At 59.0% G+C, this 11,722-nt stretch carries 9 protein-coding genes and 3 pseudogenes; 5 read left to right on the top strand and 7 right to left on the bottom strand.

The genetic code is table 11. The features are described from left to right. The first annotated feature begins 203 nt into the window (after positions 1-203). Entirely contained in the window at positions 204-1,613 is a 1,410-nt protein-coding gene (locus tag HLH48_RS21805; RefSeq protein ID WP_182999568.1) for an aminotransferase-like domain-containing protein, read from the top strand. A gap of 249 nt (positions 1,614-1,862) precedes the next feature. On the opposite strand, the gene HLH48_RS21800 is transcribed toward HLH48_RS21805, so the two are convergent. From HLH48_RS21800 to HLH48_RS21775, 6 genes and pseudogenes are all read right to left on the bottom strand, one after another. Beyond that, the gene (locus HLH48_RS21800) at positions 1,863-2,723 is read right to left on the bottom strand and encodes a DMT family transporter (protein ID WP_182999567.1); all 861 of its coding nucleotides are present in this window, start codon (positions 2,721-2,723) and stop codon (positions 1,863-1,865) included. A gap of 161 nt (positions 2,724-2,884) precedes the next feature. Beyond that, positions 2,885-3,778, bottom strand: a complete 894-nt coding sequence (locus HLH48_RS21795; RefSeq protein ID WP_182999566.1) for an IS110 family RNA-guided transposase — start codon at positions 3,776-3,778, stop codon at positions 2,885-2,887. A 222-nt stretch (positions 3,779-4,000) separates the two neighbouring features. Further along, positions 4,001-4,294: pseudogene (locus HLH48_RS21790) on the bottom strand (transposase); the annotation flags it as partial. Positions 4,295-4,405: 111 nt separating this feature from the next. Next, the gene (locus tag HLH48_RS21785; RefSeq protein WP_182999565.1) at positions 4,406-5,932 is read right to left on the bottom strand and encodes an efflux transporter outer membrane subunit; all 1,527 of its coding nucleotides are present in this window, start codon (positions 5,930-5,932) and stop codon (positions 4,406-4,408) included. Further along, positions 5,929-6,981, bottom strand: a complete 1,053-nt coding sequence (locus HLH48_RS21780; RefSeq protein WP_246387676.1) for an HlyD family secretion protein — start codon at positions 6,979-6,981, stop codon at positions 5,929-5,931. Before HLH48_RS21780 ends, HLH48_RS21785 begins: the two co-directional genes overlap by 4 nt. A gap of 74 nt (positions 6,982-7,055) precedes the next feature. Continuing rightward, complete coding sequence (locus HLH48_RS21775) at positions 7,056-8,612, bottom strand: MFS transporter (protein WP_182999563.1); 1,557 nt, start codon at positions 8,610-8,612, stop codon at positions 7,056-7,058. A gap of 157 nt (positions 8,613-8,769) precedes the next feature. Here HLH48_RS21775 and HLH48_RS21770 point away from each other — a divergent pair, with 157 nt between their 5' ends. From HLH48_RS21770 to HLH48_RS21760, 3 genes are all read left to right on the top strand, one after another. Next, positions 8,770-9,240 (top strand): MarR family winged helix-turn-helix transcriptional regulator, encoded by a 471-nt coding sequence (locus HLH48_RS21770; protein WP_182999562.1) that lies wholly within the window; start codon positions 8,770-8,772, stop codon positions 9,238-9,240. Between the two features lie 124 nt (positions 9,241-9,364). Then, positions 9,365-10,426 carry a ferritin-like domain-containing protein gene (locus HLH48_RS21765; protein ID WP_373320287.1) on the top strand — a complete coding sequence of 354 codons (1,062 nt, stop codon included), beginning with the start codon at positions 9,365-9,367 and terminating at the stop codon, positions 10,424-10,426. A gap of 27 nt (positions 10,427-10,453) precedes the next feature. Continuing rightward, positions 10,454-10,756, top strand: a complete 303-nt coding sequence (locus HLH48_RS21760) for a DUF3861 family protein (protein WP_182999561.1) — start codon at positions 10,454-10,456, stop codon at positions 10,754-10,756. A 186-nt stretch (positions 10,757-10,942) separates the two neighbouring features. Here the strand turns inward: HLH48_RS21760 and HLH48_RS23435 are convergent. Then, positions 10,943-11,095 (bottom strand): annotated as a pseudogene (locus tag HLH48_RS23435) (IS481 family transposase); the annotation flags it as partial. Between the two features lie 94 nt (positions 11,096-11,189). Here HLH48_RS23435 and HLH48_RS21755 point away from each other — a divergent pair. Further along, positions 11,190-11,391, top strand: a pseudogene (locus tag HLH48_RS21755) (helix-turn-helix domain-containing protein); the annotation flags it as partial. Between the last annotated feature and the right edge of the window lie 331 nt (positions 11,392-11,722).

Genomic DNA, 11,722 nt, shown 5'->3' with positions numbered 1-11,722 from the left:
ACCAGATCCGTTTCGACCAAAAGCCCCTTGCATCTCGGACGCTAATGGATCTCAAACTGGCAGCGTAATCAAACAGCGCAACGCGATGTCTCATATCCGTGCACCGGTACAAGTATAAGCGTCGGCCATGATTGTGAAGGAACAGTGCGATACAATTTATTCAAACTGTGCTATTATTGATTGTCATACAGATTGGAATAAAAATGGATACGCATTTTGAATCCAAAACGGTGAGAGTGATGGAGGCGATCCGAAGTAAGATTGCTCATCGCGCCTTCGCGGTCGGAGATCGCCTACCCTCGGTTCGCAATTTGGCAGCAACATTGGGGGTTTCGCCATCGACAGTAGTCGAAGCCTATGAACGGCTCGCAGCCGAGGGCCTCGTGCGCGCGCGCCGCGGATCGGGTTTCTACATCTCAGCTTCGAACTGGCCTACATTGACGCTGAGCGAGGAGGGCCTCAGGCGAGATCGCACAGTGGATCCATTTTGGGTGTCTCGTCAGTCACTTGACGCCTGTCCGAGCATGCTAAAGCCCGGCTGCGGCTGGCTGCCGGCGCATTGGATGCCGGCCACCGCGCTACGTCGCGAATTGCGAACACTGGCGCGGGCAGAGGAATTCCTGCTGACGGACTATGGATCGACTAGCGGCAGTGCCGAGTTACGCCGTTTATTGCTCATGCGCTCTGCCGAAGACGGAATAGAGGCAACTGCCAGCCAACTTCTGTTGACCGCGTCGGGAACCCAATCGATCGATCTCGTTTGCCGCCTGTTGCTACAGCCTGGAAGTACCGTGTTGGTAGATGATCCCTGCTACTTTAATTTCCGGGCGCTTCTGCGCGCGCATCAAGCCGATGTGGTGGGCGTGCGCTATACGTCGACCGGACCGGACGTCGCCGAATTCGACGCTTTAGTTTCGGCGCATAGGCCGCGGCTTTATATCACTAACTCGGCGCTTCATAACCCGACTAGTAGTACGATATCGTCGCAGACAGCGCATTCAATCCTGAACGTTGCGGCTGCTCATGACATGGTAATTGTCGAAGATGAGATCTTCGCCGACTTCGAACCAGAACCTTCGCCACGTTTTGCAGCCCTCGATGGGCTAAAGCGTGTGATCAGAATCGGAAGCTTTTCCAAGACACTCTCGGCATCGATCCGGTGCGGTTATATTGTCGCGCGCCCTGAGTGGATCTCGGACCTGATCGACTTGCAAGTGGCAGTCAATTTCGGAGGACCGAGTCCTATCGCCGCGAATGTGATCGCAGGGATACTTACCAGCGGCGGCTATCGCAAGCATATGGACGCCCTTCGGCTGCGACTGGTCCGTGCACGACGCGAGGCCGCCGATAAGCTACAGGAACTTGGCTTCGAGCTACCGCAGATGCCGCGCGGCGGCTTCTTTCTCTGGTGTCGCCTACCCGATGGGCTAAATGCTGCCGACGTGGCGCGTGCGGCATTAGTTGATGATGTTGTCCTAGCGCCTGGTGACGTCTTCAGCGTCACCGGGTCGGCGTCAGCCTACATGCGTTTCAATGTCGCCCAATCGAACGACCCGAGGATCTGGGCAGCTATACGCCGCGCGATGGAGCGCGCCGGTAGCAGTTCAAAATGATATAATGGCGTCCATCTGGTCCCGAAAGGTCAGAGGCCGGTATCTATCGCGAGGAGTCAACGTCTGCTTGTACAACGCCTGCCGCTCCGTCGTGTAGCTTGGGCCGGCAAACGCGTCGAATTGCCATATCGTTATGAATATTCACGCCCATCAATCGGATATAATGCTTAATACTCCGCGTTGCCCGTGGAATGCGCCTTTCATTTTCTACGTGCATTGGCCACCCCCAAACAAAAGACCATAGAGGGTTCAGGCAAAGCGTTTTGCGCCTGCGACGCACAGCACAACGACCGCGGTTGAAGCGATCATCGTCCAGGCGATCGGCTCATGCAGCAGCGTGGCGGCAAGAATTAGGCCGAAAAAGGGCTGGAGAAGCTGGAGTTGTCCGACTCCGGCAATCCCACCAAGTGCGAGACCATGATACCAGAAGATGAAGCCGACAAGCATGCTGAAAATCGAGACATAGCCGAGGCTGATCCAGGCAGCTGGCTCGATAGCAGTCCAGTTCCTAGGCTGCGTTCCGAAGCTGATTGCCGCCATCAGCGGCAGCGCGAGCAAAAGAGCCCAAGAGATCACTTGCCAGCCACCCAGCCGGCGCGAAAGTGCCGCTCCTTCAGCATAGCCGAGCCCACACAACAAAATGGCCGCGATCATTAGCAGGTCGCCCGCAAGCGAGCCATCAGCGGCACGAGAGAGGGCGAACCCAACCACAGTGGAAGCGCCGATCACCGAGAATATCCAAAAGGCGGGCCTTGGATGCTCCCCGCCCCTGAGCACACCGAAGATCGCCGTAGTGAGCGGAAGGAGACCGATGAACACTATCGAATGAGCGGCGGTCACGTGCTGCAAAGCGAGTGCCGTTAATAAGGGAAACCCAACCACTACCCCGATCGCAACAATGATGAGGGGGAGATAATCGGCACGCTGTGGCCTGCGCTGGCGGAGAGCGAAGAGTAGACACATGGCGATCAAAGCGGCGATGACCGCACGTGCCGCTGTCAAGAAGGTCGGGGAGAAATCAGCAACGGCAACGCGCGTCGCAGGAAGCGATCCGCTAAAAATGATTACGCCCAATAGGCCGCTTCCCCAACCGGTAGTTGTCTTGTCCATAACTCTTCCTTTCGAAAGAGATATGATAGCGAACACGCCCGTACGATTGAAGAAACAGAAGTGTACAATTTTACAGAACTGTGTTGAATCAATTGGCCATACAATTTTGATTAATAAATGGTTACTGCATTTTGGCTTTGTTGGTTAAGCATCCATAGGCGCTATCCCAACCGGGAGGCGGAAGACATGATCGCAGTGATGGCGACTTTCTTAGCCTTTCCGGCTTTCAACATCTGTTGGTATTTGCGATGAAGATCATGGTTAAAGCGGATTGCGACGAGCGCAGGCATGTAAATTGCCCGCCGAAGCGATGACCGACCGCCAGTGATCCGCTCCTTACCCTGCCATTTCCCAGACTGCTGCGTCATGGGCGCAAGGCCGGCCAGGGCAGCGATTTTCTTATTGTCGAAATGTCCAAGCTCCGGCATGTCGATCAGCATGGTCGTTGCGGTCAACCTGCCGATCCCCGGTATTGTCATCAATCGGCAGATGCGGTCTTCGAGGGTTCCACGCTGTCTGGCGATCTGCGCAATCACTTTGTCCAATGCCTGAATGTCGGCGGCAATATCATCGATGCGGCGGCCGAGCTGCTCTCGAACAACCGGGTTCAACGCCGTCGCAAGGCGTGTCTTCGCCGTGATCTGATCTTTGACGAGGGCGCGACGCGCAGTCAGCAACTCTCTGAGATCATGGATATCTTCGCTCTCCACGTCTTGCGGGGCAAGATCGAGAGCGATACCCATGCGCGCCAGCATCCTGGCATCAACCCCGTCGGTCTTGGCCAGTCGACTAATCGCCTGTGCAAATCGCCGGGCTTGCTTGGGATTGACCTTGATGAAGGGCTGTGCCGCCAGACTGAGATGTCGCTCAAGCCCACGATGATAGGCGCCAGTTGCTTCGAAGACGAACAACACATCGTCATTTTGTTCCAGCCAGGAGCATAACTGCTCGAAACCTTCCGCTGTATTGGGCAGACTGCGCATCTCATCCCGGGAATGCCAGAAAGCGTCCAAACGGTCTTTCGACACGTCGATCCCAATGGTATCCTTGGCCATCTTTTCTATGTACCTATGCTTGTCGTTCGAGCCCGTAGCCCACGTATCCGTTCAGGTCGTAAGAAAAGACGGAGGCTCGCCAAACTCGACCGCGGTCCTGCAAGACCAAGCTCCGCACGGCGCCGCCCCCGCCGCTAGCCGGCACCGCAGCTGCGGTGCCGGGTAGCGGTTCCCTTTTGCCTCAGGAACCGAGGGTTCTCATAAGACAAGCTCCGCCATCGCAAAATACGCCGATGCCTTGCGCAGGATCTCGTTGGCGCGGCGCAACTCCTTGACCTCGCGCTCAAGTTCCTTGAGCCGAACCCGCTCGTCCCCAGCCTGCCCTGCCGGTCCTGCCCGCCGCCTGGCCTCATCGCGGCACCAGCGGCGCAGCGTTTCGGCCGTGCAGCCGATCTTGGCAGCAATCGATGTCATCGCAGCCCATTCCGATCCGTAATCGGCCCGATGCTCCCCAACCATACGGACCGCACGCTCCCGCACCTCAGGCGAAAATCTCTGGCTCATCGTGTTCATCATAGCTCCTTCTCACAGATAGGAGCCTCCGGAAAACCCGGGACGCTTCAAAGTTGCCAAAGCGGACGTCTTTGACAATTGGAAATCGGTTCAGGTATCACGTTCCTGTAGTCGTCAAGGCATGAGCGCTGCGGCGCCTGAGAATACCGGTTGCGGGTTGGTCGAGATATGTGCCTGTGTGCGGGCGGCTGGCGTTCCCGGCGTAGGTTCGGCGAACTGCCAGCCGCCGCCGAGCGCGCGGTAGAGGCCGACGAGGGTGGTTTCGATCTTCGTCTGGTTGGCGGCCAGCGCCGACTGGCTTTCCAGCACGGACCCCTGGGCTGCGACCACATTGAGATAGTCGGCAGCACCCTCGACGTAGCGCTGGCGGGCGGCGGCCAAAGCCGCCTCGTTCTGTGTCAGTTCCTCGCGCACCTGATCGCGTGCGCGCTGGGCCTGCGTGTAGGCCGTCATCGCGTTGTCCACGTCGTTCCATGCGCCCAGCACGGTCTTGCGAAAGGCGATCGCTGCTTCCTTTTGCTGGGCTTTTCGCAGATGCAGCGTGGCCATCAGGCGTCCGCCCTGAAAGACCGGCAGGTTCAGCGTAGGCCCCGCCGCGAACTGCCGTGCGGGCAGCGCGAAGAAATCGGCGGCCGAGAGGGACTCGGTGCCCATGTTCCCGGTCAGCGTGATGTCGGGATAGAACGAGGCCTGCGCCATGCCGACTTCCGCCGTCGCCTGATGCAGACGCGCTTCGGCCACCAGCACGTCGGGACGACGGCGTGCAAGATCGCTCGGCAGGCCGACCGGCACGGTGGGCGGCACCGGAGGCTGGATATCCGGCGTTGTCAGCTCGGCCTCCAGCGCGCGGGGCGGCTGAGCGAGCAGGAAGCCGATCGCATTGATGAGGGTTGCCTCCCGATCGTCCAGATCGGGCAGGGCGGATGCGATCTGCGCGACCTGTGCGCGGGATTGTGCGAGATCGAGCGAGGTCGCGACGCCGTTGCCGAACCGGCTCTGCACCAGCGCCAGGTTGCGCTGGGCGAGGGCCAAGTTGTCGCGCGTGATGCGCGCCTGTTCCTGCACGCCGCGCAGCTGCATGTAGCTGGTGGCGAGATCCGAGACGGCGGCCAGCGCCACGGCGCGCCGGGCCTGGAGCGATTCCAGCTCGCCCGCGCGTTGTGCTTCGACCGCGCGGCGGATCATGCCGAACAGGTCGAGATCCCAGCCCGCGCTGACGGCCTCGGAAAAGAAGTCGAACTGGAAGTTCGCATTGGGCTGTGGCTGGGCGAGCGAAAAAATGCCGTGCGTGCTGAGGCGGCGATAATCATAGTTTCCGGCCCACGAGACCTGCGGCAGCCCGGCCGAGGCCGCGACGTGCATCTGAGCACGGGCCTGATCGATCCGCTGCCCCGCCGTCTGCAGGTCGAGGTTCTGCGCCGCCAGCCGGTCGACGAGGCTGTCGAGCACGGGATCGCGGAAGCTGTGCCACCATTGCGTGTCGATCGGGTCCGAGACCAGACGGCTGTGCGCCTGCGGCTCAAAGCCCCACTGGCGCGGGCTGGTGATCTGCGGCGCATGAAAATTAGGCCCCACGGCGCAGCCCGTCAGGGCGAACACCGTGCCGCAAAGGACCGTGCGGAGGCGATGATGGCGGATCATTTCGCGGTCACCGTGCCGGCCGTTGTGTTCTGATGGGCCGCGACATCGGCAAGGCCAGTATCGACCGTGGTCTCGACCGACATGCCCAGACGCAGCAGCCTTGCGAGCGGCTGTTTGGGGGCGAGGACGATCTTGACCGGCAGGCGCTGGACGATCTTGGTGAAGTTTCCGGTCGCGTTCTCGGGCGCGATCGGCTCGAACGCGGCGCCCGAGCCCGGCGGCACGGAATCGACGATCCCGTCCAGCGTGATGTCGTACGCGTCCACATGGATGCGGACATGCTGGCCCGGCCGCATATGGCGCAGCGCAAGTTCGCGATAGTTCGCCATGATCCAGATCTGGTCCAGCGGGACCAGCGCCATCAGCGCCGCACCCGGTGCGACGTAATTGCCGACCTGCACCGACTTCTCGCCGACCATGCCGTCCATCAGCGCGCGAATCTTCGTGTAGGACAGGTCGAGTTCGGCCTGATGCACGCGTGCCTCGTCCAGATGGATGGTCTCGAGTGCCGACTGGTACTGGGCGCGCAGGATCGCGAGCTGATCCTGCGCCGCCGTGATTTGGGCGTTGGCGCCTTGCAGATCGGCGTCGAGCTGGCGGAGTGCGGCATCCGATTGCTGGTGTTCCTGCGTGGTGCCGGCTCCGCTCTGGGCGAGATTCGTATAGCGACGGGCATTCTGGCGCGCGAAGGCGAGGCGGGCCTCGATCTGGGCGGCGTTCGCTTTCTGCTCGTCGATCAGGGCGGGCTGGCGGGTGACGGCGGCGGCAGCATCGAGCGCCATCGCCTTGTCACGGGCCAGCGTCGCCTGCGCGGAAGCGAGCGTCGTGCGGTAATCGCGATCGTCGAGCGTTGCGAGCACCTGACCCGCATGAACAGGCTGGTTGTCGTCGACGTCCACAGTGAAGACCTGTCCCGATACACGCGGGGCGACGACCGTATAATGCGCGGTCACATACGCATCGTCCGTCCATACATGTCGGCTTGGCAGGTAAATAATCGCCAGCACGATCACAACGAATATCACGACGATCAGCGCGGCCAGGCGCATGGGCCAACGTGACCGTCGCCGCGGCACTTCTTCTTTTTTTTCCGACATCACAACGACTTCCCCTATAGGAATTTTTATTTCGGTTTGAATTGCGCTAGCGCGATACGTGGCGGGTACGTGCGGACAGGGAGCGTGATGAGGATTATCATCAGGACAACCGTGAGGGCGGCCATCACCAGAAAGGCGTCGCTCAGGGTGAGAGCCAGGGCCTGTTTCGATATTTCCTGCTTGAACAAGGCAACACTGCCAGCGCTGCGTGGCATTCCATCTGGAAGCAACGGTGCCGGATGCTGCCAGGAGACGCCGTTTGCCTGCCAGGTGCGGAAACGCTCTCTTCCAACCTGATCGGCCAGTCGGTCGGAATGCAGCGCACCACGCCAATGGTTGACCAGCTCGAAAACCCAGGCGCTGACAGCCTCCGCCAGGGCACGCGGCGTATGGATCAGTCCAGCCGCAAACGGTCCCTCCGGAGGCTTGACGGTATTGGTGGCCATCAGCAGCAACGGCATGACAATCATGGCCTCACCGCATGCTTGCAGGCCCTGCCAGAGAAAAAACTGGTCCCGTTGCCAGGCGACCGTGACGAAGGACGAGCCGATGCAGGCAGCCAACACGAAGGTCATGCCGATAAAGCTGACGACGCGGGAATCAACCCATGCAATATCGAGAACGATCGCCATCAGAGGCAGAAGCAGGAGCTGGGCCGCCGCGATTTCGAGCGTGATCGGATAGACCTGCTCAGGCCGATAGCCCGCGATCTGAGTCAGCACTGCCCCGGGGATTGTGGATGAGGACGAGGCGATGATCAGGAATGTGAAAAGAGCGAGCGCGCCGTAGCCGAAATTCGGTCGCAGCAATAGCTGAATCTTGAGCAGGGGCAGTTCATGGAACCACTCATTGATGACGAGGAGCGGCATGCAGACGAGGCTGGTCAGCCCCAGCACACAGATCAAAGGAGAGTTGAACCAGTCCAGCCGGGTGCCTTGCATCAGCGTCGTGGACAATGAGCCGATACCGACAACCACCAATAGAATCCCGCGCCAGTCGAGCATGCGAAACCGCCCGTAATTCGGTGGATCCTGCGGCAATCCGAATGCGATCAGCGCGCCTGCGACAGCGCCAAGAGGCACGCATTGGAAGAAGATGAAGTGCCAACCGACCAGATCGGTCCAAAGTCCGGCTAACGCCGTGCTGAGATTGGGAAAGAAAGTCGCCGTCAGGGCATATGCCGCCAGACCATAGAGCCGGATTGGCGGCGGTAACACGCGCAGCGCCGTCGTCATCAATAGGGGGATGGCAAAACCACCGGACAGACCCTGTAAAACGCGCAAGCCAAAAAGCACGATCGGATAGCCGGTCGTAATCAGGCCGAGAGTTGAGAGGCAGCACAGCGCGACAACAAACAGCGCGAAACGACGCAGTGAAAACGTTACGGCACACCATGGAGACAATGCCATGCCGATGATTTCGGCGGAGGTGTACAGGCTTTCATACCAGGTGGCAGGATCATGGCTCATACCGATCGCCCCACTGATATCGACCAGTGCCTGAGACGAAATCTGGTCATTCAGTTCGGTCATCATCGCGAGCGTGATAGCGCCCGCGAGGCCGATAAGGGGTGTCTTGTCCATTGTCTCAGTGGACCGGCGCAGCGTTCATTATAAATGCTGCGCCTGTGGGAGTGGTGCCTTTTGCAGGGATTTCCCCTCGATCGGGTAGGGCTTGCATCGTCAGACGCCTTTCGCTACAAATAACAACAGCACGCTATGTATATAAGGACAGCACGCTGTGCAACGAAAAAAAGATTCCATTTCTGCATGCGACGAGCAGCCCATCGAATCCATGGGCTATCTGGTCAATCGGTGCGCAAGGGTTCTGACACAGACGCTGGCACGCGCATTGGCGCCCCTTGACCTCGCCGTCGCGCAATTCATGGTCCTGCAGCAGCTTTGGGTTGCCGAAGATCTTACCCAGCGCGACCTGGTGGAGCGGCTGGATATCGAGCAGGCCACAATGGGCAATACGCTTGGGAGGATGGAACGCGACGGTCTGATCACGCGTCGTCCCCATCCGACCGACGGGCGCGCGCAGATCATCGTGCCCTCGGAGCGCGCGATGCGTCTGAAGGATCAGGCGCTCGAGGCTGCCGCGAGCGTGAACGACCTCGCGTCATCGCAATTGTCGATGACCAGACAGAAGCAGCTCAAGGCGATGCTTGAGGGGATTATCCTCGAGGTCAGAAAAGCAGACGCGTTATGAAGCGACCGTCCCTCAAGCGTCGCACCAGACTGGTGCGATCGATATTGAAGACTCCGGTTGGAAAGCTCTTCCGACAGAGCCGAGGATTTGTGCAATGTTGCACGCCATAGCAGATCGTCTGGCTATGCGCTTTCTATCCGAAAAGCGCTGGCTTTCTTCGCGCCGCACGCCGGATGAGGCAGAGCTTGTAAAAATTTATGGGCATTTGCCCATGGAAACGCGCGCTCAGCCTGAGAACCCCTTCACAATCGCCGAAGCCGATTACCGGGCGAGGCACTGGCGAGCGACCACATCTGGAACCTTGAGACCCGGCACGGCGGACCATAAGCGTGCTGTCGCCGATATGTTTCGCGAGACATTCAATCCTTACCGTCCCTCGGTCATTGCCTGGCCACAACTGGATCCGGATACGCTCAAAAGAATAACATCCCTGCCCATCTGGGATATTGCGGTGGAAACCGAGGGGAAAGCGCGCCTCCGCATGGCAGCCTATGCCGCGACGATGACCGACCCCGATATGCGAGACGCAATCGCGCGGAACGCCTGGGAAGAAAACCGTCATAAGGAAGTGCTGACGAAGCTCGTGGAGGCCTATCAGATCGACATGGCGCCAGAGCCTCCCTATGTCGTTCCACGTGACGCCGAATGGGCTTATCTCGTGACCGGATTCTCGGAATGCGTGGATAGCTTCTTTGCGTTCGGCCTATTCGAGCTGGCCGGGCGATCCGGCTTGTTTCCTGAAGAACTGATCGAGACTTTCGAACCGGTCATGCAGGAAGAATGCCGCCATATCCTACTGTTCGCCAACTGGCTGGCCTGGCATCGCACCACGTTGACGCTGTACCGGCGAGTTCGGTTTGAGTTTCGGGTGCTGGCCGTTTGGCTTTTTCTCGCGTACGAGCGCATCGGAATGGTCCGGACCCTGGATGGCAACGGTGAAGTGCGTGACCAGGACAACAACTTTACTATTTCCGGGACTAAAGACGTCTCTGGCACCGATATCGGCTTGCGTGATATCCTGGGTTTATGTCTGTCAGAAAATGCCCGGCGTTTTTCCGGATATGACCCGCGTCTCAAGCGCCCGCGAGCGATGCCCACAATTGCAGCAATACTGCGCACGGTACTGCCACGCAGACGACCCGGGTCGCCAGCCAATCGTTCCGCAAATATTTCACCGTCACCGTAGTCTGTTTTTGGGAGCAAGGAATTGAAGATGCCCTTCAACTACCATATTGATATCGAGCGTCATGACCGGGAAAAAAAGGCGGCCTGGAGTATCTCTGGTCAGTCTATCAGCTTCGAATTATCAAGCCGTGATGATCTTCAGGAACTGATTAGACGTGTCGACTCCCTCGCGATCGTATCGGGGGACGACGCGGCGCAGCTGACCATCGGCATAAAGCTGCTCGGAGACGTTCTTCTCAGATATCGGGACGATGAAATATTTTCGGATCTGTTTCCTCACTTCGCCACGTTTATGAAGAAACTTAAGAGTCTTCCAGGCGGCGATCAGTGACGATGATCATCGATCGGTTGAATCTCACGGGCGCCCTCGTATCGAAGGCAGTCGTGCATGATCCGATCATGTCCGTTTCACGGATAAGGATTCAGTGCCAGCTGTTTCTGGGATGAGGTGTAGGGTCTGGAGAGATCATTTCACTGTTGCGAGAGCCTGATCGAGACGAGAATTGCTATGTCGGATTCATTCGCTTTCTGGATCAAAGGCGGCTTCGATCTCCTCGCGTATCGGTGTTCGATCCCTGAATGCGATGACGCGATCGATCGGTGATGCGCCAGCCAACGCGGTATGGGGACGATGCCAGTTCCAGTGGTGCTGCCACTCCGCGAGAAGGTCGTTAGAGCGGAATTCATTCTGAATGAGTCGTCAGAGGTACCCAAGCGGGCGTATTTATGATTCATCATGATGGCCGGACGGGAGGCCGGCGGTCATGTCGAAAGCTCTGTCCGTGGATCTTCGCACCCGTGTTCTGGCTGCGGTCTCGCAAGGCGCGAGCCACCGGGTTGCTGCGGCGCGATTTGGCGTGAGCGCTGCGAGCGTAAGCCGATGGCGTGCGCTTGAACGGGAGAAAGGCAAGCTTACACCTGGCCCTTTGGGCGGAGATCGACGATCGGGTCGTATCGAGAAACACCATGAGCTGATCCGTCGCCTGGTGTCGGAAAATCCCGATATCGGCACGATCGAATTACAGGCGGTTCTACGTGGCATGGGCCATGAGTTCGGCTACGGCTCCATGTGGCGTTTCTTCAAACTCTCTCGCCTCCCGGTTTTTTGAGACACCCGATAAACACGTGAGACACGTGCGGAGGTGTCACGATGAGGAACGACCTGAAGAACGACGCGAAACGACCAGGGCATGGTGGACGGATGTCACGCCGCCGCAAGAAGGAGGCCGTGCTTCGTCTGCTGCGCGGTGAGGACCTGGAGATGGTCTCGCGCGAAGTGGGCGTGACGGCTGCGACC

Origin of the sequence: Gluconacetobacter sacchari, assembly GCF_014174255.1 — a bacterium.
GTDB lineage: Bacteria > Pseudomonadota > Alphaproteobacteria > Acetobacterales > Acetobacteraceae > Gluconacetobacter > Gluconacetobacter sacchari.
The sequence above is the reverse complement of the archived record's forward strand: the minus strand, read 5'-3'. Positions and strand labels throughout refer to the sequence as shown.